Genomic DNA, 23,914 nt, shown 5'->3' on the forward strand with positions numbered 1-23,914 from the left:
CGGGCGGCGGTTCGGGAGGTTGCTCAGGTGACGGTTCGGGAGGTTGCTCAGGCGGCGGTTCGGCAGGCGGCGGTTCGGGAGACTGCTCAGGTGACGGTCCGGGAGGCTGCTCGGGTGACGGTCCGGGAGGCTGCTCAGGTGGCGGTTCTGGTGGTGATGGCTTCGACGCCCACCAGGTCGTCGGGCAGGGCGTCGGGCACCTCGGTGTCGAAGCGGGCCAGCCGCCGTACCCGCAGCGCCCCCGCCACCACCAGCACCATGCCGACCGCGCACACCAGGTAGAGGAAGGCGATCCCCCTGCCCTCCCCCACGCCGATCACCGCGCCGACGGTGCCGGCCAGCGCGCCGCCGGGGGCGAGCATCGGGTCGAACAGCGCGGCGCCGAGGGGCGCGACGAGCCCCATCCCGATGGGCAGGGTCGACCAGGCGACGAGCGTGTTCAGGGCGAACACCCTGCCGTGGTAGCGGTAGGGCACCTTGATCTGGACGATCAGCGAGTAGATCCCGTTCATGAGCGTCAGGAAGTAGGTGATCGCGAACGCCCCGACGCCCACGAGCACCACCGACGGGGCCAGCCCGGTGACGACGCTTCCCGCCACGATCGCCAGCGTGGTCAGCAGGACGCCGCTGAACCTGCGCCTGGGCGGCCCGCCCCAGACGGCCATGGTGAGGCCGCCCAGCAGGACGCCGAGCCCGGTCACCACGGAGACCACGCTCACCTCGCGCAGCGTGGCGAACGACAGCACCAGCGGGGAGACGAGCAGCAGGAGCGGCGACAGGAAGATGTTCAGCACGGCGAACCAAACCAGCATGGCGCGCAGGCCGGGCGCGTGCCAGGTGTAGGCGAAGCCGTTGCGGATCTCGGTGGGCAGCGGCTCGCGCGGCCGCCACGGCAGCGTGTCGGGGAAGCGGACGAGCAGCACGACCAGGACGGCGAAGGCGTAGCTTGCCACGTCGAGGGCGACGATGCCGCCGAGCCCGATCCACGCCAGGAGTCCTGCCGCGATGAGCGGGACGACGAGCTGGGCGACGCCGTTGGTCATCTGGGTGACGCCGACGGCGTGCCCGAGGTAGCGCTTGGGCACGAGCTGCGGCACCGCGGAGGAGTAGGCGAGGCGCTGGAAGCTGCCGGCGACGGAGAGGGCGACGATCAGCGTGTAGACCTGCCAGAGCCGCAGGTCGCCGAGGAAGATCAGCACGGCCAGCACGCCCTGGACGGCGGCGGCGGCCACGTCGGCCAGCAGCAGCACGCGCCGGCGGTCGCCCCTGTCGACGATGGCCCCTGCCAGTGGCGAGATGAGCAGGCCCGCCAGGTTGAGCACGGCCAGGACGGAGAACTGCGCGATCGATCCTGACTCGACGAGGACGGTGATCGGCAGCGCCCATCCGGTGAGCGCGGAGCCGATCATGGAGATCTGCTGCCCGGCGGCGATGGTGAGGAAGCGCCGCATGCTGGGCGCGGGTGACGAAGCCGATGGGGCCGACGACCGAGCCGATGAGGGTTCCGGCGAAGAGGCCGATGAGGGGGCCGATGAGGGTTCCGGCGAAGGGGCCGATGACAGGGTCGCCGGTGTGGAGACCGCGTGCACCCACCAGGAGGCGGAGCGGTCGGTGGGTTCGAGCCGCCGGTGGGTGCGCAGCACGGCGGCCAGCTCGTCGGCGCGGTAGCGCAGGAAGTAGTGGCCGCCCTCGTCCAGCACCGCGAGGGCGGTGGTGTCGCTGAGGAAACCCCACTCGCGGTAGCGCTCCTCGTAGTAGTCGGTGGCGGGGTCACGCTCGCCGATCACCGAGATGATCGGGGCGTGCAGCCTGGGCCGGTCCGCGGCGTTGAAGAGCGAAGTGAAGTACTTCTCGGCGGCCTTGGAGTCGTGCCGCATCGTCCTGATGATGCGCTCGGCGACACCCGGGTCGAGTTCGTCGAGGTCCACGCCGCGCGCCTTGAGCCGGTTGAGGTCGGTCTGGTGCGAGCGCAGCCGGTCCAGCAGCTCGAAGCGCCACCATCCGCGGGGCCTGGCGAACGGGAAGATCGCCCCGATGTAGAGGGCCTCCAGGGGACGGCCCGCCGCCTCGACCCTTCTGGCCAGTTCGACGGCCAGCGCCGCGCCCACGCCGCAGTGGCCGTAGATCACCAGCGGGCCGTCGATGCGGAGGATCTCCTCGGTGGTCCTGGCGGCCAGTTCGTCGAACTCCATCGGTTCCTCGTCGAGGCCGATGTCGTGTCCGGGGATGGCCAGGGCGTACAGCGCGGCGTCGGCGGGCAGCGCGTCGGCCAGCGGCTGGTAGACGATGGCGCTGCCCGAGCCGTACGGCACGCAGACGTGGGTGACGGAGGCGGTCCGCGGGCCGGTCAGCCGTTGCAGCAGCGGGCGCGGCCGGTCGGCCGCGTTCTCGAGGAAGGCGGCGATCTCGCGGACGGTCCGGTAGGTGAACAGGTCGACGAGGCCGAGCGGGCCGACGCCGGCCTTGCGCAGCCTGGCCACGACCTGGATGGCCAGCAGCGAGTGGCCGCCGAGGTCGAAGAAGTCGTCGTCGACGCCCACCCGCTCGGCGCCGAGGACCTCGGCCCACACGTCGGCGACGGCTTGTTCGGCGGGGGTCGACGGCGCGGTGTAGGCGACGTCGGACGACGGCACGGGCTCGGGCAGCGCCTTGCGGTCGAGCTTGCCGTTCGGGGTGAGCGGCAGCGCGTCGAGCGGGACGAACAGCGAGGGCAGCATGTACTCGGGCAGGAACCCGCGGATGGCGGCCCTGATCAGGGCGGGCTCGGTGGGCCCGCCGACCAGGTAGGCGACGAGCTTGCCGGCGCGGACGACCACGACGGCCTCGCTCGCGCCGGCCTGCTCGCGCAGCGCGGTCTCGATCTCGCCTGGTTCGATGCGCAGGCCGCGGAGTTTGACCTGGTCGTCGAGGCGGCCGAGGAACTCGATGGTGCCGTCGGGCAGCCAGCGGGCCGCGTCGCCGGTCCGGTAGCGGCCCGCGGCGAAGCGGGCGGCGGTCAGCTCGGGCCGGTTGTGGTAGCCGAGCGCGACGCCGACGCCGCCGATGTGGAGCTCGCCGGGCACGCCGACGGGTACGGGGGCGCCGTGCCGGTCGAGGACGTGCAGCGTGATGTTCTGGATGGGCGAGCCGATCGGGACGGTGGCCCGTCCTTCGAGGCCGTCGAGGGTGCACTGCCAGGAGGAGACGTCGATGGCCGCCTCGGTCGGGCCGTACAGGTTGTGCAGGTCGGCGGGCAGGGCGCGCAGGCACCGGGTGGCCAGGTCGACGGGCAGTTCCTCGCCACTGCAGATGATCGTGCGCAGGGAGGTGCAGGTGGCCACGCCTTCCTCGGCGAGGAAGAGGGCCAGCATCGACGGGACGAAGTGCAGGGTGGTGACGTGCTCGGTGTTGATGAGGTCGCGCAGGTAGGCGGGGTCCCGGTGGCCGCCGGGCGCGGCCAGGACGAGGCGGGCGCCCGCGATCAGCGGCCAGAAGAACTCCCACACCGACACGTCGAAGCCGGCGGGGGTCTTCTGCAGCACCACGTCGGCGGCGGTGAGCCGGTAGCGCTTCTGCATCCAGTCGAGGCGGTTGACGATGCCGCGGTGGCTGTTGGGCACGCCCTTCGGCTTGCCCGTCGAGCCCGAGGTGTAGATCATGTACGCCGCCTCGCCGGGGGCGGCGCCGGGCGGCGAGGCGGGCAGGCCGTCCCAGACCTGCGGGTCGTCGAGCGGCAGGATGGCGGCACCGCCCGAGGACAGCAGGGGCGCCAGGCGGGTCTGGGTGAGCACGACCGGCGTGGCGGCGTCCGCCAGCATGAACGCCAGGCGGTCGGCCGGGTACTCGGGGTCGAGCGGTACGTAGGCGGCGCCCGACTTGAGGATGCCGAGCAGCCCGACGACCAGTTCGAGGGAGCGCTCGGCGCAGATGGCGACCAGCGGGCCGGCGCCGGCGCCGGCGAGCCGGTGCGCGACCTGGTTGGCCCGCTCGTCCAGCTGGCGGTAGGTCAGGGAGGTGCCGTCGAAGGTGACGGCGACCGCGTCGGGTGTCCTGGCGGCCTGCTCCTCGACCAGGCCGTGGAGGCTCTGGTGGGCGGGGTAGTCGGCCTCGGTCGCGTTCCAGGCCTCGATCTCGGCGATGTCGCCCAGCGACAGGCGGCTGACCGGCCGGTCGGGCGTGTCCACGGCGGCGCGGACCAGCGCCGCGAAGTGCCCGGCGATCCGCTCGATCGTGCCGGCGGAGAACAGCGTGGTCTTGTAGGTGAAGGCGCAGGCCAGCCCGGTGCCCGAGGGGACGACGTACAGTTCCAGGTCGTACCGGGACGAGCCGGGACGCAGCGGGAAGTCGTCCTCCCCCGCCGCCAGGTCGTGCATCGAGAACAACGCGTCGGTCAGCGGCTGCCTGCTGGGGTCGCGCGGCACGCCGAGCGCGTCGACCAGCGTGGCGAAGGGCAGCTCCTGGTGGTCGAGCGCGTCGATCACCACGCCCCTGGTCCGGTCGAGCAGGTCGGCGAAGCTGGGGTCGTCGTGGAGCCGGGCGCGCAGCACGAGCGTGTTGACGAACATGCCGACGACGTCGTCGAGCTCGGGCCGGGTACGGCCGGCGACGGGGGTGGCGACGGCCAGGTCGTCCTGGGCGGACAGCCGTGCCAGCAGTACGTGGAAGGCAGCCAGCAGCGTCATGAAGGGCGTCGCGCCGTGCCGCCTGGCCAGCGCCGCGACCCGTTCGGTCAGCTCGGCGTCCAGCTCCAGCACGTGCGTGGCGCCGTCGAAGCACTGGGTGGCCGGTCGGGCGCGGTCCAGCGGCAGCTCGGCGCGCGGCAGCCCCTCCAGCTGGTCGCGCCAGTAGCCGAGCTCGCGCTCGAACGACCGCTCGCGCAGCCACAGCGCGACGTCGCCGAAGCGGACGGCCGGTGCGGCGGGGCGCTCGCCCCGGTAGAGCGCCAGCAGGTCGCGCATGAGCAGCTGCGCCGACTGCCCGTCGGCCACGATGTGGTGCACCAGCAGGGCGAGCACGTGGTGGTGGTCGCCGAGCGTCACCACGAGCGCCTTGAGCAGCGGGCCCGCGGCCAGGTCGAGAGGTACGGCGGCGGCCGCGTCGATCAGCGCGACGGCCGCGTCGTCGTCGCCGGCGCGCGCGGTCGCGAGCGGCACCTCGGCCGTCTCGGCGACGTCCACGTCGGGCGTGCCGTCCTCGCTGGTCGGGAACCTGTGCCGCAGGCTCTCGTGCCGTCTCGGCAGCTCGTCGAGCGCGAGGCGGAGCCTGTCCTCGTCCAGCGGCTCGCGCAGCCGTACGGCGAGGGTGATCGTGTAGGTGGCGGTGCCGGGCGACAGGTGCTCCATGAACCACAGGGGTTCCTGGGCGGGGGCCAGCGGGGGGCGGCCGCCCTCGGGGCGGCGCGGGATGCCGCCGGTCGCCTGCCGGCCCTGTAACCGGCGCCGCAGCAGCTCCTTCTTGGCCTCCGACAGGTCGACGACGGACATCAGCTCAGCCCTTCGACGGCGGCTTTGAGTGCGGTCATGAACAGGGCGGCGTCCCTGCCGTTGATCAGGCGGTGATCGTAGGCCAGCCCGATGTCGGCCACGGTGCCCTCCTGAGGCGCGGTCACGGCCAGCGCGCAGGCGGTGCCGGGGAAGACGAACGGGATCGCGAGGACCACGCCGCCGTCGGTGTGCAGCGTGACGACGAAGTTGGCGCCCGTGAGGTCCGGCTCCCTGAAGTCGCCGGTGGTGGCCGCCACCCGGTGCCGCATGAGCGCGGTGGCGATCTCCTTGGTGGTACGGCGGGCCGCGTCGTGGATCACCGGCACGTACAGCCCTTCCCCCATGTCGACGGTGACGCCGATGGCGGGGGTGCGCGACAGCCTGGCCGTGGTGCCGTCGAGGGCGGCGAAGAAGAGCGGGAAGCCGCCGTGCAGGCTCGCGACGGCCTGGACGAAGATCTCCGCCAGGCCGACGGGCCGCCTGACGGCCCTGGTCTGGGCGGCGGCGTGGCCGAGCGCCGCCGCCAGGTCCATCCGAACGGCCAGGTAGGCGGCCGGGATGGTCCGGTGCGACTGCTCCACCGCCCTGGCGACGGCGCGCTGGACCTTGGGCAGCTCGTGGACGAGGCCGAGCGCGCGTTCGACGTCGGCCGTCCTGACGACCTTGAGGCCGAGCGCGTGGATCCGCTCCAGGGGGACGCCGTGCTCGTCGATCAACCGCCGGGCGGGGGCGGTGATCAGGATGTCCGGCTCGGGGGCGGTCTCGGTGCTCAGCACGTCCGGTTCGGGGTCGGCGGGCGCGGCCGTCCCGTCGGAGATGCGCGCGATGACCTCGTCTGCGGCCGTCCCGTCGGAGATGCGCGCGATGACCTCGTCCGGGCGGCACCACGCGCCCGCGCGCACCACGTGCCGCAGGATCCCGGAGGTGTCCGCGGGCAGTTCCTCGGCAGCCTTGGAGGTCTCCACGAGCGCGACCATGTCGTCCTCGTGGACCGGGGCGCCGTCGGCCACCAGCCACTCGACCAGCAGGTACTCGGTGTCGTTGGTATTCAGCTTGGGCACGCGCAGCTCAGCCACGGAGCTTCTCCCTGATCGCGCGGTGGATCGCCGACTCCGACACCAGCACCTCGTCCTCCAGGTGGGCGGCGGTCGGGATGACGGAGTCGGCGGAGTGGACGAGGGTGACCGGGCCCGCCAGATGTCCCCAGTGGCGCCGGTGGACCTGGTGGGCGACCTCGGCGCCCCAGGTGCCGCCCGCGCTGCTCTCCTCCACGACGAAGACGTACCGTGCCGGGGGCACCTCCACCTCGAACGGGTAGAGGCGGGAGGGCACCAGCAGCGTGCAGACGATCTCCTCCTCCAGCAGGAGGGAGCGCATGGCGGCCAGCGCCCGGTGCGCGGTCCCGCCGGTCGCGACGATCACGCAGTCCGGCTCGTCGTCGAGGAAGACCCTGGCCACGCCGTCGGCGACGGCCAGCGAGAAGGGGGCGGGCACGTCGTGCATGGGCCGGGTGTAGAGGACCTTGTCCTCGAACAGCACGCACGGCTCGGCGCGGCCCAGCATGTGAGTGAGCAGCGCGAGGTTGTCGTGGAAGGGCGACATCTCGTAGAGGGACAGGCCGGGGATGCCGACGAAGTGTTTCTGCAGGCTCTGGCTGTGGGTGGGGCCGTAGCCCCGGCCGCCGCCGACGGGGCAGCGCACCACCATGCGCATGGGGACGCGCGAGCCGTACATGGAGACGGACTTGGCGGCGAAGTTGAGGATCTGGTCGAAGGCGAGTGCCGCGAAGTCGCCGAACATGATCTCGACGATCGCGGCGTCGCCGGACAGCGCGAGGCCCGCCGCGACGCCGGTGATGGCGTTCTCGCTGATCGGCGTGGACAGCACGCGGCCGGGGAAACGCGTGGACAGGCCCCGGGTGATCTTGAAGGCGCCGCCGTAGGGGTCGGAGACGTCCTCGCCCAGCAGGTAGAGGTCGTCCGTGGCCGCCATCACCTCGTGCAGAGCGGCGTTGAGGTTCTCCGCCACTCTCATCGCGTCTCCCACCGGGACAGGGGGCGGGCCATCACGTCGGCGGCGACCGCCTCGACGCGGGCCCGCGCCTCGGCTTCGAGCCGCTCCAGGCGCGGGGAGAGCAGCTTGTCGCGCCAGTCCTCGCCGACGGCGTGGGCGGGCCTGGTGTCGTCGCCCTTGCTGTGCGGGCCGAGCCGGTGGGTGACGAACTCGATCACGGCGGGCCTGCCCTGCCGTACGCCGGTCACCAGCGGGGCGAGCCGGTCCCTGATGCCGTCGACGTCGGCGCCCTCGACCAGCGCGTAGGCGATGCCGAACGCGGTCGCGCGGCCCTCGATGGTGCCCGCCGTGTGCGCAGGGGTGGGCGTCGACTGGGCGATGCCGTTGTTCTCGACGACCACCAGCAGCGGCAGCCCCCAGAGGGCGGCCAGGTTCAGCGCCTCGTAGACGGCGCCCTCGCCGAAAGTGCCGTCGCCGATGTAGGCGCAGGCCAGGCGGCCCGGCTCGGCGCGCTTGAGATGCAGCGCGACGCCGGCCGCCACGGGCAGGCTCTCGCCCTGGACGCCCGTGGACAGGTAGCGGTCGCGGCGGATGTGCTGGCTGCCGCCCACCCCGGAGCACACCGCGCCCTCCCGGCCCATGATCTCGGCGAGCAGGCCCTCGGGGTCGTCGAAGCGGGCCAGGTAGTGGCCGTGGCCGCGATGGTTGCTGAAGACGTGGTCGGCGGGGTCGAGCAGGCCCTCCATGGCGACGGGGACGTACTCCTGGCCGAGGCAGGTGTGCGTCGTGCCGTTGAGCAGCCCCCTGCCGAACAGGTCGAGGAGCTTGCGCTCGAAGGCGCGGATCAGCAGCATCCGCGACAGGTCGGCGTCGATCACCGTCGGATCACTCCGAGCACGCCCGCGATCGTGGGGTTGTCGAAGAAGTCGTCGAGCTCGATCTCGATGTCCAGCCGCTTGCGCATGCGGGCGATGATCTGGGTGATGGTCAGCGAGTGGCCGCCGAGGTCGAAGATGTCGTCGTGCGGTTCGACCGGCGACAGCTGCAGGACCTCCTCCCAGATCGCGGTGATTCCCGCGAGCAGCGGGTCGTCCCCGTCGACGGCGACGGCGGAGCCCGCGGGAACGGTCGCCGGGCCGTCCGCCACGACCGGTCGCGGCGCGGCGAGGGGGATCGACGGGTCACCGGCCACCTTGGCCAGCAGGGCGCGCAGGTCGGCGACGACAGGCTCGGGGTCTGGCAGCTCGGCCGCGTCGTAGCGCAGGCTCGCCGCGATCCCCCGGCGCCCGTCGAGGAGCTGGAGCTGGAGGGCGCCCCTGACCGCCCCGTTGAAGGCCAGCCAGTCCACCCGCTCGTCGTCGTCGCCGCGCCGGTAGCTGACCGACACGGGGGCCAGCGCGGCGTGCGGCTTGAGCCCCCGCACCGCCCTGGCCAGCGGCACCCGCCGGTGCCGGTAGATCTCGCGCAGCTCGGCCCGCAGCGCCTGGGCGAACCGCGCGAACGGCACGCCGGGCGTGGGTTCGGAGAAGAGCGGCAGCTCGTTCACGAACGGGCCGATGTGTCCCTCCTCGGCGGGGGTGCGGGTGGACAGGTCGATCGCGGTGCAGACCGTGGCGTTGCCGTAGGCGGCCAGGACGGCGTGCAGCGCCGCCATGAGCACCTCGAACCTGGTGAGGCCGTCGAGCTCGGGCACCTCGAGCGGGAACTCCAGCACCCGTCCCTCGCCCGCGCGCCGCGAGCGCAGCAGGCCGCCCGGCACGATGACCTCGCCGGGGACGCGCCACCTGGCTTCCCAGAAGGCGCGGGCATCGCCGGCGGGCGCCTCCCGCGGGCCGGCCGGCGGCAGCGGGGGCAGGACCTCGCCGCGGTAGGCGGCCAGCAGGTCGGTGACGAGCACCTGCTTGGAGTGGCCGTCGAAGACCGCGTGGTGGGCGACCACCCGCAGCGTGTCGCCCGCCAGTGTGAAGCGCACGAGCGGGCCGCGAGCCAGGTCGAAGGGGCCCGGCTGCTCCTCGCGCGAGAGGGCAGGGGGCCGCTGGGCGGGCACCAGCCTGGGCACGCCGTCGCTCTCGGCGAAGGCCATGCCGAGCAGCGGATGTCGCTCGACCACGGCGGCGCACGCCTTGGCCAGCGCGCCCTCGTCGACGGGCGCGTCCAGCCTGATCACGAGCGGCATGTGGTAGGCCGATCCGGCGCCCGCCAGCTCGTTGATCCAGATCCCGTGCTGGACGGGCGACACCTCAGTCATGCCTCAACCTCCGCTTGTCGACCTTGCCGCCGTGGTTGCGCGGCAGGGCGTCGAGGGTGACGAGCTCGGCGGGCAGCTCGTGCGGGGCCAGTCGCCCCTTCAGGAAGATCCGCAGCTCCTCGTGGGCGACGGAGCCGACGACCGCCACGGCGACGGCCTTGCCGAGGGTGGGGTGCGGCACGCCGTACGCCGCCGCCTCGATCACGCCGGGGTGCTGGTGGACGACCTCCTCGACGTGGATCGTCGAGACCTTGTAGGCGCCCGACTTGATCACGTCGCTCTCCCTGTCGACCAGGTAGAGGTAGCCGTCGTCGTCCAGGTAGCCGAGGTCGCCCATGCGGACCCAGCCCGCGCGGAACACCTCGCCGCTGGCCTGCTGGTCCTGGTAGTAGGTGCGGGTGGCCGCGGGCGAGCGCATCCAGACCTCGCCGGTGACGTTCGGCGGCAGCGGGTCGCCCTTCGCGGTCGCGATCTTCACCGCGCCGCCCGACGCGGGACGGCCGACGCTCGCCGGCCGGTCCGGGTCGAAGATCATCACGGTCTGGGCCGGCGCGGCCTCGGTCGAGGTGTAGTAGTTGGTGATCGTCGCGTTGCGGAAGGCCGTGCCGAGCTCGGTGGCGACCTGGGAGGGCAGCGGCGCGGCCGCAGAGCCGAGCAGCAGGACGCTCGACAGGTCGTGGGTGGCGTGGGCGCGGGCGGCCAGCAGCTCGATCGCCATGGCGGGCACGAGGAAGACGGTTCCGGCCCGGTGGTGCTCGATCAGCGCGGCGAACCGGCCGGGGGTGAACCTGGGGAGCGTCACCACCTGCGGGTGGGCGTCGACCGCGTTGACGAGCATCCACTGCCCCGCGTTGGTGCCGATCGGGAAGGCGTGGGCCAGGTGCGCGCTGTGCATGAACGGCCTGCGCCTGCCGCCGCAGCCGTAGGCCAGGTTGGCGTGGGTCGCGGCGACGCCCTTCGGCCTGCCGGTCGTGCCCGAGGTGTAGAGGATCTGGGCCAGGTCGCGCGGTCGCGGAGGGTCGGGCGCGCCCTCCGCGAAGGGTAACCCGCCCGGACGCAGCACCGTGGTCGCACCGCAGTGGGCCAGCATGGCCTCGATGTCGGCGGCGGCCAGCCGGTCGGACAGCGGCACCGCGACGGCACCCGCCTTGACCACGCCGAAGAACGCCACCGCGTACTCCAGCCAGTCGCCGTTGCCGAACACCAGCCCCACGCGGTCGCCCGGCCGCGCGTCGAGTGCGGCGGCCACCCCGGTGGAGCGCCGCTCCCACTCGCCGAAGGTCAGTGAGCCGACCCCGTGGACGGTCATCGCCACCCGGCCGGGATCGGCCGCGGCCCGCGCTCTCAGCAGGTCAGGAAGGGTCACGCTCACGACAGACCCCCGAAACTACTAAAAGGAAACTTTCCTTATTTTCGGACGGCGCCAGTCTGGCACGGCCGCGAGAGGGAGACAAGCCCGAGAACCCCGTGTTTGTCGGCCCTTGCGACCACATCAAGATCCGTGGTTGACTGCCAAACAGTTAAGAACCTTTCCAGATTCGGGGGAAGGGATACGTGACGCTTTCGTACGCCCAGGAACGACTCTGGTTCCTCCACCGGCTCGACCCGGGCGATCCCTCGTACAACACCGCGTACGCCTACCGGCTGCGCGGCGACCTCGACCTGGCCAGGCTCGAAGCGGCCTTCACCGCCGTCGCCGCCAGGCACGAGGCGCTGCGCACCCGCTTCCCCGAAGTGGACGGCCGCCCCGTGGCGGTCGTCGAGCCGCCGGGCCGCATCGCCTTCGAGATCGTCGAGGTCGATCCGGAGAAGGGCGATCCGGAGAAGCTGGTGGCCGAGCGCACCAACGCCCCCTTCGACCTGGCCGCGCGCCCGCCCTTCACGGTGACCGTGGTCAGGATCGGCCCCCGCGACCACGTGCTGTGCGTGGTGCTGCACCACATCAACGGCGACGGCTGGTCGTTCAACGTGCTGCGCGAGGAGGTCGCCGCCTGCTATGCGGGCAGGCCGCTGCCCGACGACCCGCCGCAGTTCGACCCCCGCCTACGCGACCCCGCCGCCGGCGACGACCTCGACTGGTGGGCCGAGCGCCTGGCCGGGACGCCGGTACTGGAGCTGCCCGCCGACCGGCCCCGCCCGCCGCAGCGCGGCACGGCGGGCGGGGAGGTCCTCTTCCACCTGCCGCCCGAGCTGGTGGCCAGGGTCGCCGAGCTGGCCAGGGCGGCGCGGTGCACGCCGTACATGGTGCTGCTGGCCGCCTACCAGGTGCTGCTCGCGCGGCACAGCGGGCAGCGGGACTTCTGCGTCGGCGCCCCCTCGGCCGGGCGGACCAGCACCGAGCTGGAGCGGGTCATCGGCTACCTGTCCACGACGATGGTGCTCAGGTGCGACCTGTCCGGCGAGCCGACCTTCTCCGAGGTGCTGCGCCGTACCAGGAGGGCGGTCCTGCAGGGCCTGGCACGCCAGGAGGTGCCGTTCGGGCGGCTGGTCGGCGCACTCGGGCTCGACCGTGACCTGAGCAGGACACCGCTGTTCCAGACCATGTTCGCGCTGCACACGCAGGGCGAGATCGACGAGCCCGTGCCGGGGGTGGCCGCCGAGCCGTTCCCCATGGGCTGGTCGCCAGCCCGCTGCGACCTGTCGCTCGACCTGTACGACCTGCCGGACGGCCGGATGCTCGGCGTGGCCATCTACAGCGAGGACCTGTTCGACCGGGCCACCGTCGAGCGCCTCATGGCGCGCTTCACCGTGCTCGTCTCCTCCGTCGTCGCCGATCCCGGCCTGCCGATCGCCGAGCTGGACCTGCTGCCGCAGGCCGAGCGCGACCTGCTCGCCGCGTGGAACGACACGGCCGCCGACCTGCCCGCCGTCACGCTGGTGGACCTGGTGACGGCGCAGGCCGAGCGCACGCCCGGCGCGGTCGCCGTGGTCTGCGGCGACACCTCGCTGACCTACGGCGAGCTGGTCGGGCGGGCGGGCCGCCTGGCGGGCGCGCTGCGCGAGCGCGACATCGGCCGCGGGTCGCTGGTCGCCGTACGGCTCTCGCGCGGCGCCGACATGCTGGTCGCGCTGCTGGGCGTGGCCATGTCGGGCGCCGCCTACCTGCCCGTCGACCCGGACTACCCGCCCGCGCGGGTCTCCTACGTGCTGGAGGACTCCGGCGCGGCCCTCGTGCTGACCGACGGCGAGCTGCCGTCCGCCGCCCCCGGAGAGCCCGGCGAGCCCGCGCCCGTGCTGACGCCCCCGCGCCCCGACGACACCGCCTACGTCCTCTACACCTCCGGCTCCACCGGACACCCCAAGGGCGTGGTCATCCCCCACCGCGCGCTGACGAACTTCCTGCTCGCCATGGGGTCGCTGGTCGGCTCCCGCCCCACGGACGTCTGGCTCGCGCTCACCTCGCTGTCCTTCGACATCTCCGCGCTGGAGCTCTACCTGCCGCTGATCACCGGCGGCACGGTGGCCGTCGCCGACGCCGAGACCGCCCGCGACGGCGCCGCCCTGTCCAGGCTGATCGCCGACCACGGCGTCACCCACGTCCAGGCCACGCCCTCGGGCTGGCGGGTGCTGCTCACCGGGGACCTGCCGCCGCTGACCGCCCTGGCCGGCGGGGAGCCCCTGCCTGCCAGGCTGGCGGCGGAGCTGCGCGCCCGGGTGGACCGGCTGCTCAACATGTACGGCCCGACCGAGACGACGATCTGGTCCACCGCGTGGGAGGTGCCGCGCGATCCCGATCGCGTGACGATCGGCCGGCCCATCGCCAACACCACCGTGCACGTGGACGCCCCGATCGGGGTTCCCGGCGAGCTGCTGATCGGCGGCGCGGGCCTGGCCGCCGGCTACCTGGGCCGCCCCGACCTGACCGCCGAGCGGTTCGTCCGGTACGGCGGCGAGCGCGTCTACCGCACCGGCGACCTGGTCCGCCTGCTGCCCGACGGCACGCTGGAGTTCCTCGGCAGGACCGACCACCAGGTCAAGCTGCGCGGCCACCGGATCGAGCTGGGCGAGATCGAGACCGTGCTGGAGACGCACCCCGGCGTCGCCCAGGCCGTGGCCGCGGTGCAGGACGACCGGCTCGTGGCCTTCGTCGTCGGCGACCCGGCCGGCGTGAAGGAGCATGCCGCCGCGCGGCTGCCCGGCACCATGGTGCCCGCGTCGATCGTCGCGCTCGAGGCCCTGCCCCTCACCCCCAACGGCAAGGTGGACCGCGCGGCGCTGCCGGCGGCCGGGGTCGTCGCGCCGCGCGCCGTCGTCCCGCCGCGCACGCCGCACGAGCGGCTGGTCGCGGGCGTCTTCGCCGACGTGCTGGGGGTGCCGGAGGTCGGCGCCGACGACGACTTCTTCGCCCTCGGCGGGCACTCGCTGCTGGCGACCGTGGTCACCTCCAGGCTGCCGGTCGAGGTCCCGGTGCGTGAGCTGTTCCTGCGCCCGACCGTGGCCGCGCTCGCCGCGCTGCTCGACGCGCCCGCCGGCGAGGAGGGACCGCGACCGCGGCCCGCAGGGACACCCGTGCCGCTCACCCGCAACCAGGAGCGGCTGTGGTTCCTGCACCGGCTGGATCCCGGCGACGCCGCCTACAACATGTGGATCGTGCGGCGCCTGCGCGGCCCGCTCGACGTCGCGGCGCTGGGCCGGGCGCTCGACGCGCTGGCCGCCAGGCACGAGAGCCTGCGGACCCGCTTCCCCGAGGCGGACGGCGTGCCGTACGCGGTGGTCGAGCCGCCGGGCCGGGTTCCCGTCGAGGTGGTCGGGGCGCAGACCGGGCAGGACGCCGAGAAGCTGGTCGCCGAGCGGGTCAACGCCCCCTTCGACCTGGCCGCCGCGCCGCCGTTCCGGGTGACGCTGGTCGGGCTCGGCGCCGGGGACCACGTGCTGTGCGTCGTCCTGCACCACATGATCGGCGACGGCTGGTCGCTCAACGTCCTGCTCGACGACCTGGCCGCGCTCTACTCCGGCCGGCCGCTGCCCGAGCTGCCGCTGCGGTTCGGCGACGTGGCGCGCTGGCAGCTCACGCAGGACTCCATGGCCGGCTACTGGGCGGACCGGCTCGCCGGGAGGCGGCCGCTCACCCTGCCGGCCGACCGGCCGCCCGGCGAAGGCCCGCGCAGGGCGGCCTTCCACACGCTGAGGCTGCCCGTCGCCGCCGTCGCCAGGGTGCGCGGCGCGACGATGTTCATGACGCTCATGGCCGCCTACCAGGCCGTGCTCGCCGCGCACAGCGGACAGCGGGACATCTGCGTGGCCACCGTCACCTCCGGCCGCGACCGTGCCGGACTCGACGGTGTCGTCGGCTACTTCGCCGACACTGTCGTGATCCGCGGTGACCTGACCGGCGCCTCCACCTTCGGCGAGATCGTCGAGCGCGTCCGCGACACGGTCATGGACGCCTTCGCGCACCAGGGCGCGCCGCTGGAGCGGGCGCCCTCGTTCGAGACCATGGCGATCCTGCACACCCAGGACGCGGGACGGGTCCCGGGCGCCTTCGCCGCTCTGGCGGCCGAGCCGTTCCCCCACGGCTTCGCGCAGGTCAAGTTCGACCTCATGCTGGAGGCCTGGCAGGACCCCGACGAGCTGACGGTGGTGCTGTCCTACGACGCCGCGCTCTTCGAGGCCGCCACCATCGAGGCGATGGCGGCCCGGCTCGAACGCGTCCTGCTCCAGGATCCCGCCCTGCCGCCCCAGCTCCTCACCGGAGGCGACCTCGCGCTCCTGCGGTCGTGGGGGAAGGGTCCCGCCCTGGCCGAGGTGCCGTCCACGCCGGAGCGGCTGGCGCGGGCCGTACGGGAGCACGCCGGCCTGCCCGCGGTGGGCGAGCTGACCTATGCCGCCTTCGACCGGCGGGTCACCGAGCTGGCGGGTCTGCTGCAGGCCAAGGGGGTACGGCGCGGCGACCTCGTGGGCGTCTGCCTCGGCCGGTCGAGCGACGCCGTCGCCGCGCTGGCGGCGGTGTGGCGGGCGGGCGCCGCCTACCTGCCGCTCGACCCCGGCCACCCGCCCGCGCGCCTCGGCCACCTGCTGGCCGACAGCGGTGCCGTCCTCGTGCTCACCTCGATCGACCTGGCCGACCGGCTGCCCGAGGGGACGCCGCTCGCCTGCACCTGCGAGCCCGCCGCGCCGCCGACCCCCGTGGCGCCGGGCGAGACGGCCTACGTTCTGTACACCTCCGGCTCCACCGGCACCCCCAAGGGCGTCGTCGTCACCCACCGCAACCTGGCCGCCCGCGTCGCGTGGATGGCCCAGGAGTACGGCCTGGGTCCCGGCGACCGGATCGTCCAGTTCGCCTCGCTCGGCTTCGACACGCACGCCGAGGAGATCTATCCCGCGCTCGTCTCGGGCGCCCACGTCACCGTGCTGCCCGACGGGGCCGTCACCCTGCCCGGCCACCTGGACGGCGTGACCGTCCTCGACCTGCCCACGGCGTACTGGCACCACCTCGTCGACCAGCTGGACGCGGTGTCCTGGCCGCCGACGCTGCGGCTGGTCATCCTCGGCGGGGAGCAGGCGCACGCCGCGGCCGTCGCCCGCTGGCGGGCCCGCTTCGGCGACCGGGTGCGGCTGGTCAACACCTACGGGCCCACCGAGGCGACGATCATCGCCACCGCGACCGACCTCGACGGCTCACCGGGCCTGCCGCCGATCGGCCGCCCGATCGCCGGCACCACCGCCTACGTCGTCGACGCCGAGGGCCGCCTGGCGCCGCCGGGAGCCCCTGGCGAGCTGTGCGTCGGCGGCGCGGGGGTCGCGGCCGGCTATCTCGGCCTGCCGGAGCTGACCGCCGCGCGTTTCGTCTCCTTCACCGGCGACCGGCTGGCCGCGCCCGTCGAGCAGGACGCCTACGGCCAGCGGCACCAACGGGATCAGCACGGCCGGGGCGGCGAGCGCGTCTACCGCACCGGTGACCGGGCGCGGTGGCGCGGCGACGGCCGGCTGGAGTTCCTCGGCCGCCTCGACGACCAGGTGAAGGTCAGGGGGTACCGGATCGAGCCGGGCGAGGTGGAGGCCCGCATCATGACGCACCCCGGCGTCGGGGCGGCCGCCGTCGCGGCCTCCGGCGACACGCTCACCGGATACGTCACCGGCGAGGCCGACCCGCGGGAACTGCACGACCACCTGGCCGCCACGCTGCCGCCGTACCTGGTCCCGACCCGCTGGGTCCGCCTGGACCGGCTGCCGCTCACCCCCAACGGCAAGGTCGACAGGGCCGCCCTGCCCGAGCCCGAGGCCGTCCACGCCGACTACCGGCCGCCGTCCACCGACGCCGAGCACCTGGTCGCCGGCGTCTTCGCCAAGGTGCTCGACGTGGACAAGGCGGGCGTGCACGACGACTTCTTCGCGCTGGGCGGCCACAGCCTGCTGGCCGTCCGCGTGGTCGCCAGGATCCGCGCCGCGATCGACCTCGACGTCCCGATCCGCACGCTCTTCGCGCGGCCGACCGTGGGGGCGCTGGCCCGGGCGGTCGAGGACCTGCTGGTGGCCGAGCTCGACCAGATGTCCGACGAGGAGGCCGAACGCCTCGCCAGGGAGCTGACATGATCAAGGAAAGACTCGCCGCGCTGGTCGAGGAGGCCTCCGACGGCGCGCTCACCGCGCCCGAGGTGCTGTCGGCGGCCGTGCCGCTGTCGGCGCTCGGCCTGACGTCGGTGGGCCAGATGCGGCTCATCGACGCGATCGAGACGGAGTTCGGGGTCGAGGTGGACCTGACCGAGCAGGGCCTGGAGCTCCTCGACGACCTGGACAGGCTGGCCAGTCACCTCTCGGCCCGATGAACGTCGACTTCCAGGGGCCTGACGAGGGCGTCGCCCCGCTGACCTGGGGCCAGCGGGCCATCTGGGACGCGATCCGCGAGACCGAGCCGGACGACCACTACTTCAACTTCGACAGGGTGGTGAAGGTCCCCGGCTCCAGGAGCGTGCCCGAGGTCCTGGCCGCGGTGAAGGCGCTGGTCGAGCGGCACGGGGCGTTCCGCACCAGGCTGGGCGAGCGGCGGGAGCCGTACCAGAGGCTGGAGCGGGAGGGGCGGCTGGCGGTGACGTTCGGCGACCCGCCCGCCGGCAGGTTCGACTACGAGCGCGAATGGCCGCTGCGGGTCGGGCTGGTCACCGACGGCGACCGGGTCACCCACGTCAAGCTGGTCTTCTGCCACCTGGCCGCCGACGGGGAGGGCGCCGAGGTGGCGGTGCGCGACCTGCGGATGCTGCTGCTCGGCCGCCCGCCCGCCACGCCCGCCCCGCGCCCGCTCGACCTGGCCGCCTGGCAGCGGGGTCCGGACGGCAGGCGCGCCGCGCAGGCGGCGGCCGCGCACTGGGAGCGGGAGCACCGGCGGATCGCCGCCTCCATGTTCCCCACGCCCGCCGCTCCCGAGGCCGCCGACCGTCCGCCGATCTGGCGCGCCCTCATGCGCTCGCCCGCCCTGGACCTGGCCGTGCGGTCCGTCGCCGCCGCGCACGGCGCCTCCACCTCCACCGTGCTGCTGGCCGCGGTGGCCGAGTTGGCGGGCCGCCTGGCCGGGCAGGAGATCAGCTCGGTGCTCACGATCGTGAGCAACAGGTTCCGGCGCGACACGACGAACATCGTCAGCACGCTGTCGATGGAGGGCCTGTTCACCCTGGAGACGGGCCGTCCCTTCGCGGACGCGTTGCGCGCCGCGAGGCCCGCCGCGCTGCGGGCCTACCGCAGCGCCTACCACGATCCCGCCGACAGGGAAAGGATCGTCGCGGCCGAGAGCGCCAGGCGCGGGCTGCCCGTGCACCCGCACTGCTGCTTCAACGACATGCGCTTCGCCGATCCCGGGCCCGCCGCGAGCGCGCCCGACGAGATCGGCAAGGCGCGCGCGGAGACCACGCTCACCTGGCCGCTGAGCCAGGACGAGCTCGACTGCCGATTCTGCGTGCACGTCACCGCCGAGGGTCTCTCGCTGACCGCCGACACCCGCTACCTGCCCCGGCGCGTCATGGAGGGCTTCCTGCTCGACCTGGAGGACCTGCTCGTCGGGACGGCCACGGCATGACCGTGCGCGCCTACGCCCGCGCGACCTCCGTCGCCCAGGGCCAGAGCCTCCGTTTCGTGCTCGACCGCCCCTCGCCCGTCGTCGTGATGGACGCCACCGACGACCGCGTCGTCCACACCGGGCACGCCGGCACCGACTGGTCGCTGGAGATCCCGCCCGGGTGGCCGAGCTCCCTCTACGTGGCCCGCTTCGGCCCCGCCCAGCCGTGGCCGCGCACGCTGCCGGGCGCCGCCCCCTGCCCCGACAACGAGGTCCACTTCGTCGTACGGCAGGCGGAGCCGAGCGCCGCGATCCTGGTCAGCGTGCCGTTCACCACCTGGCAGGCCTACAACAGGGCGGGCGAGCCCGACCAGAGCGTGTACTGGACCGAGTCGCCCACCCGCGCGGCCAAGGTCAGCTTCGACCGGCCCGGCGGCGGCCCGCCCCCCGAGCGGTGGGAGGAGGGCCTGATGCGCTGGCTGCGGCCGGCGGGCTACGAGGTGGGCTACTGCTCCAACCTCGACCTGCACGACGGGCTCGACCTGCTGTCCAGGCACCGCCTGCTGGTGGTCAACGGCCACGACGAGTACTGGTCGGCCGGGATGCGCGACGCCGTCGAGGAGTTCGTCAGGCGCGGCGGCAACGTCGCCTTCCTGTCCGGCAACACCGCCTGGTGGCAGATGCGCCTGGAGGACGGGGGCCGCACGATGGTCTGCCACCGCGACCCCGTCTCCGACCCGACCGGCGACCCGCTGCTCACCACGGTCGAGTGGTCGGCCGCCCGGCGCCCCGAGAACACGCTGACCGGCGTCAGCTTCCGCGCGGGCGCCGGCGCGTGGGGCGAGCACATGCCGCGCATGCTCGAGGAGTCCTACACCGCGCGGTTCGCGGAGCACTGGGTCTTCGAGGGCACGGGGCTGACCGACGGCGACAAGTTCGGCCAGGGATGCCTCGGCTACGAGACCGACGCCGCCGAGTTCGAGGAGGTCGCCGGCGTGCCGAGGGTGACCTGCCGCGACGGCACGCCGTCCTCCTTCGTCGTGCTGGCCACCGCGGACCTGCGGCACTGGAGCGCCTACGGCCAGGGCGGCGCCGCCACGATGGGCGTGTTCACCAGCGGCCTCGGCACCGTCTTCACCGCGGGCACCGTGAACTGGGGCGGCACGCTGCACGACCCCGTGGTGGCGCGGGTGACCCGCAACGTGCTCGACCGCCTGTCGCGGCCCGCCGTGCCGTCCTGGGACGTGATCGGGCCGGCCGCCGACGTGCGGGCGCTCGCGGTGTCCGGGCGCGAGCTGCACGCCGTGGACGGGGAGGGGGTGCTGCTGTCGCGCGAGCTGTGCGGGCAGAACCTGCCGTGGCGGCCGCTGACGGGACCGTCGCAGGTGTGCGGGCTGGCCGTCCCCCGGGAGGCGGCCGGCGGTGTCGGGGTCGGCCTGTACGGCGTGACCGCGTCGGGCGCGCTGCTGTACCGGGAGGGGGCGGCCTGGCGCGAGGTCTGCCCGGCACCGCCCGGCGCGGTGGGGCTGGCGATCGCCGACTGCGCCTTCTACGTGGCGACCGGCTCGGGGGCGCTGTGGCGGCTGCCGTTCGGCTCGGCCATCTGGGAGGACGACGGGTCGTCGGCGGGGGCGGTGTCGCTGGCCGGGATGAACGGCAGGCTGTTCGCCCTGGACGCCTCGGGGGTGCTGCGGACGCGGATTCCCGGGGCGGCGTGGGCGGAGCACGCCGTGGCCGTCCCCGGACGGGTGCTGACCGCGCACGCGGGGCTGCTGGTCACCGCGGGGCCCGGTGACCCGTTGCGCTGGCGTCCCGTCCGCTGACCCCGCTGACCCGCTGACCCGCCCCGCGTCCGTCCGGGCTCCCGCCGGGGAGCCCGGGGCTCAGGACAGGTTCGTCGGCCCGTACAGCGCGTGCGGGGCGCCCGTCGCCATCGCCCAGTACCGGTCCCCGTACGACCAGTGCCACCACTCGGTCGGATAGTTCACCAGGCCGATCTCCTCCAGCGCCGCCACCAGGATCTCCCTGTTCCCGCGCGCCTCGGCGGAGATGTTCGGCGCCCCCGTGTAGCACGCCCCGTCGCTCTGCTCGGGGTTGTCGTTGACGGCCGTGCCCATGTCGTACTCCTCCCCGTCGGGTGAGCACAACGTCAGGTCCACCGCCGCCCCGGCCGTGTGGGGGGCGACGGACACCGGCGAGACGTACCGGCTCGCCGCCACATGCGCCTCGTCGGGCGACATGTCAGGGAAGTCGGTGAGCAGCTGGTCCCGGTACTCCTCGAAGTACCTCCGCTGTGTCTCGATCGGCCGGTATCCCTCGACGACCAGCAACTCGTACCCCGAAGGCAGCGGCGCCTTCTCCAGCCTGGCCAGCAGACCCGCGCGCAGGTGCGCGTAGGCGCCCTCCGCGTCCGCCAGGCGTGAGTCGACCCGCAACCTCCCCCGCACGTCCTCGAGCGGCTCGCCGCACTCCTGCACGGGAATGGCAGCCACCCGGGGATCGGAGATCAACACGATGTCGCGCATAGTCGAGAATTCTCACACAGTGTCGGAGAAGACCTGCTCGCGGGCCTGCTCAAGGGCGGCGACCAGCGCGCCGCGCAGCACCGGGTTGCCGGCCACCGCGGTCGCGGCGACGCGCGGCTGGCTCGGGCAGACCTTGGCCACGGCCTGCTCCACCCGCTCGGCCAGCGCCGGTCCGCCCGCCCTGCCGAGATCGCCGCTCAGCACGATGAGACCCGGGTCGAGGACGACGGCGACGGCGGCGACGCCGACCGCCAGCCGTCCCGCGACCTCCTGCAGGTAGGCGTCGTGGCCCTGCGCGGTCGCCGCGCGGACCTGGTCGGCGACGCCGGCGCCCGCGATGCCGTACGTCTGGGCGAGGCCCTCCAGCGCCTCCTTGCCGACCAGGCGCTGGAAGGAGCCGGACTGCGGGTGGGAGACGTCGACCGGCAGCGGCTCGCCCGGCACGGGCAGCCAGCCGATCTCGCCCGCGCCCCCGGTGATGCCCCGGTGCAGCCGCCCGCCGAGCATGACGCCGAGCCCCTGCCCGACGCCCGCCCAGATCACGGCGAAGTCGTCGTGCCCGGCCGCGGCGCCGTGGCGGTGCTCGGCGAGGGCGACCAGGTTGACGTCGTTCTCGATGGTGACGGAGGCGCCGAGCCGTTCGCGCAGGCTGGCCAGCACGCCGACGTGCCAGGACGGCAGGTCGTAGGAGAATCGCACGTCGCCGGTGCGCGGGTCGACGACACCTCTGGTGCCGATGACGAAGGAGCGCAGCTGGGACAGGCTGATCAGCGCGGAGTCGCAGGCCCGCTGGACGGCGCCGTGGACGGCCCTGACCGGGTCGCGGCCGTCGCACGGGTCGACGGTGACCTCGACCACGACTTTACCTGTGATGTCGGCCACACCCACCGCGATGCTGTCGGGCAGCACTTCGAGCCCCGCGACGTACGCGCTGGAGGGAACCACGGCATAGAGGGCGGCGTGCGGCCCCCTGCCGCCGGCGCGCTGGCCCGCGACCTCGACCAGGCCTCTCTCCTCGAGGCGGGACAACAGCTGACCCGCGGTTACCTTGGAAAGCCCCGTGCGTTCTCCCAGCTCAGCCCGGGTGAGCGGGCCTTCCGACAGAAGGAGTTCCAGCGCCGTGCGGTCGTTCAACCTGCGCAACAACTGCGGGGTTCCCGGGTTCCGTGCCATGGACGGCCCCTCCTCTCGTCACGATCCGCTAACGCCCGTTTTTTTTAAGAAAGTTTCTTGTTAGTTTAGCAGCAGTCAACCGAGGCCGGCGATCAAGGCTTCGGTGATCTCTACGGCATGACATGAGCGCAACCCCCGACGCGTTAGCCGGGAAGGGAGAACCCTAGTGAAGATCGCGAAGATCACGGCCGCCACGGCGACCACCGCCGCGCTTGCGCTGGGCCTGGCAGCCTGTGGCTCCGGCCAGCCCACCCAGTCCGCCGCGCCCGCCGCCTCCGGCTCCGCCTCCGCCGCCGCCTCCGAGGCCGGGCCCAAGTACGCGGGCAAGACGCTCAGCGTCTGGCGCCTGGGCGACAGCAACCCCGCCGCCGCCAAGTACATGGAAGAGCTGAACGCCGAGTTCAAGAAGCAGACCGGCGCCGACGTGAAGCTCGAGTGGATCCCGTGGCCGCAGGTGAACGACAAGTTCGCCGCCGCCGCCACCGGCTCGGGCGGCCCCGACGTCACCGAGATCGGCAACGACCAGGTCCCGCTGTGGCAGAGCCAGGACGCGCTGACCCCGGTCACCGACGTCGCGCAGGTCGGCGACCAGGCGGCCATCCCGAAGAACCTGTTCGGCCTGGAGACCATCGACAACGAGATCTACGGCGTGCCGTGGGGTGCCGGCGCCCGCGCCGTCCTCTACCGCGCCGACTGGTTCAAGGAGCTCAAGATCGAGGTCCCCAAGAGCTGGGACGAGCTCGTCGCCGCGGCCAAGAAGATCCAGAAGGAGAAGGGCGCGGACATCGACGGCTTCGCCTTCAACGGCGGCTCCGACGCCAACCACCTGCTGGGCGCGCTGGCCTGGTCCGAGGGCGCCGAGTACGCGGTCAAGGAGGGCGACAAGTGGGTCGGCAAGCTGACCGACCCGGCCTTCGCCAAGGGCTTCGCGACCTACACGGGCCTGGTGCAGGACGGCCTGTCCGGCAAGTCCCGCCTCACCCAGAACACGGTGGACATCCGCAAGCGCTTCGCCAACGACAAGGTCGGCATGTACCTGACCGCCGGTTGGGACCTGCCCGGCATCCAGGAGGACAGCAAGGGCAAGCTGAAGGGCGACAAGCTCGCCTTCTTCCCGCTGCCCGCCAAGTCCGGCGGTGAGGCCCCCTCCTTCTTCGGCGGCAACGACATCGCGCTGTGGGGCAGCACCCAGCAGGCCGACCTGGGCAAGGAGTACATCAAGCTGGCCACCAGCAAGACCTGGGCCGACCGGTACGCCATGGAGCAGGGCCTGCTGCCGATCTACCCCGACTCGCTGGCCAAGCTGAACGAGGACCCGGCCCAGGGCCCGTTCGCCCGCGCCTTCGCCAAGGCCAAGGCCTTCCCCGCCGACCCCAACTGGACCGAGGCCAACGAGACCAAGGCCGTGCTCCAGAACGCGGCCAGGTCGGTCATCGAGGGCAAGAAGGACGCGGCGGCGGCCCTGGCCGACGCCAACAAGGAACTCGAAGAGATCCTGAACCAGTAG

13 protein-coding genes are annotated in these 23,914 nt (G+C 73.4%); 5 read left to right on the top strand and 8 right to left on the bottom strand.

The features are described 5' to 3' along the window. Nucleotides 1-134 precede the first annotated feature (134 nt). The 6 genes from ABZX22_RS06980 to ABZX22_RS07005 are packed head-to-tail and all read right to left on the bottom strand — an operon-like array spanning nt 135 to nt 11,095. On the bottom strand, nt 135-5,462 hold the full coding sequence (locus tag ABZX22_RS06980; protein ID WP_354906656.1) for an amino acid adenylation domain-containing protein: 5,328 nt from the start codon (nt 5,460-5,462) through the stop codon (nt 135-137). Further along, on the bottom strand, nt 5,462-6,538 hold the full coding sequence (locus ABZX22_RS06985; RefSeq protein WP_354906657.1) for a 2-oxo acid dehydrogenase subunit E2: 1,077 nt from the start codon (nt 6,536-6,538) through the stop codon (nt 5,462-5,464). The genes ABZX22_RS06980 and ABZX22_RS06985 overlap by 1 nt, the downstream gene beginning before the upstream one ends. Beyond that, complete coding sequence (locus ABZX22_RS06990; RefSeq protein ID WP_354906658.1) at nt 6,531-7,496, bottom strand: transketolase C-terminal domain-containing protein; 966 nt, start codon at nt 7,494-7,496, stop codon at nt 6,531-6,533. Before ABZX22_RS06990 ends, ABZX22_RS06985 begins: the two co-directional genes overlap by 8 nt. Next, nucleotides 7,493-8,353, bottom strand: a complete 861-nt coding sequence (locus ABZX22_RS06995) for a thiamine pyrophosphate-dependent dehydrogenase E1 component subunit alpha (RefSeq protein WP_354906659.1) — start codon at nt 8,351-8,353, stop codon at nt 7,493-7,495. The genes ABZX22_RS06990 and ABZX22_RS06995 overlap by 4 nt, the downstream gene beginning before the upstream one ends. Further along, nucleotides 8,350-9,723: a condensation domain-containing protein gene (locus tag ABZX22_RS07000; RefSeq protein ID WP_354906660.1), complete on the bottom strand. Its 1,374-nt coding sequence runs from the start codon at nt 9,721-9,723 to the stop codon at nt 8,350-8,352. The genes ABZX22_RS06995 and ABZX22_RS07000 overlap by 4 nt, the downstream gene beginning before the upstream one ends. Further along, complete coding sequence (locus ABZX22_RS07005) at nt 9,716-11,095, bottom strand: AMP-binding protein (protein ID WP_354906661.1); 1,380 nt, start codon at nt 11,093-11,095, stop codon at nt 9,716-9,718. Before ABZX22_RS07005 ends, ABZX22_RS07000 begins: the two co-directional genes overlap by 8 nt. A 182-nt stretch (nt 11,096-11,277) precedes the next feature. On the opposite strand from ABZX22_RS07005, the gene ABZX22_RS07010 reads away from it, so the two are divergent. The 4 genes from ABZX22_RS07010 to ABZX22_RS07025 are packed head-to-tail and all read left to right on the top strand — an operon-like array spanning nt 11,278 to nt 20,532. Next, entirely contained in the window at nt 11,278-17,256 is a 5,979-nt protein-coding gene (locus ABZX22_RS07010) for an amino acid adenylation domain-containing protein (RefSeq protein ID WP_354906662.1), read from the top strand. Beyond that, nucleotides 17,253-17,489, top strand: coding sequence for an acyl carrier protein (locus ABZX22_RS07015; protein WP_354906663.1), 237 nt, complete (start codon nt 17,253-17,255; stop codon nt 17,487-17,489). Before ABZX22_RS07010 ends, ABZX22_RS07015 begins: the two co-directional genes overlap by 4 nt. After that, nucleotides 17,486-18,730: a condensation domain-containing protein gene (locus tag ABZX22_RS07020; RefSeq protein ID WP_354906664.1), complete on the top strand. Its 1,245-nt coding sequence runs from the start codon at nt 17,486-17,488 to the stop codon at nt 18,728-18,730. Before ABZX22_RS07015 ends, ABZX22_RS07020 begins: the two co-directional genes overlap by 4 nt. Continuing rightward, nucleotides 18,727-20,532 (top strand): N,N-dimethylformamidase beta subunit family domain-containing protein, encoded by a 1,806-nt coding sequence (locus ABZX22_RS07025; protein WP_354906665.1) that lies wholly within the window; start codon nt 18,727-18,729, stop codon nt 20,530-20,532. Before ABZX22_RS07020 ends, ABZX22_RS07025 begins: the two co-directional genes overlap by 4 nt. Before the next feature lie 60 nt (nt 20,533-20,592). Here ABZX22_RS07025 and ABZX22_RS07030 read toward each other — a convergent pair whose 3' ends face one another. Together ABZX22_RS07030 and ABZX22_RS07035 are read right to left on the bottom strand one after the other, a co-directional pair. Further along, nucleotides 20,593-21,234 carry a M15 family metallopeptidase gene (locus tag ABZX22_RS07030; RefSeq protein ID WP_354906666.1) on the bottom strand — a complete coding sequence of 214 codons (642 nt, stop codon included), beginning with the start codon at nt 21,232-21,234 and terminating at the stop codon, nt 20,593-20,595. 12 nt (nt 21,235-21,246) lie between these two features. Beyond that, nucleotides 21,247-22,407 (bottom strand): ROK family transcriptional regulator, encoded by a 1,161-nt coding sequence (locus ABZX22_RS07035; RefSeq protein WP_354906667.1) that lies wholly within the window; start codon nt 22,405-22,407, stop codon nt 21,247-21,249. 166 nt (nt 22,408-22,573) lie between these two features. On the opposite strand from ABZX22_RS07035, the gene ABZX22_RS07040 reads away from it, so the two are divergent. Further along, nucleotides 22,574-23,914 carry an extracellular solute-binding protein gene (locus ABZX22_RS07040; RefSeq protein WP_354906668.1) on the top strand — a complete coding sequence of 447 codons (1,341 nt, stop codon included), beginning with the start codon at nt 22,574-22,576 and terminating at the stop codon, nt 23,912-23,914.

Origin of the sequence: Nonomuraea sp. NPDC003804 (genome assembly GCF_040610675.1) — a bacterium.
Taxonomy (GTDB): Bacteria; Actinomycetota; Actinomycetes; order Streptosporangiales; family Streptosporangiaceae; genus Nonomuraea.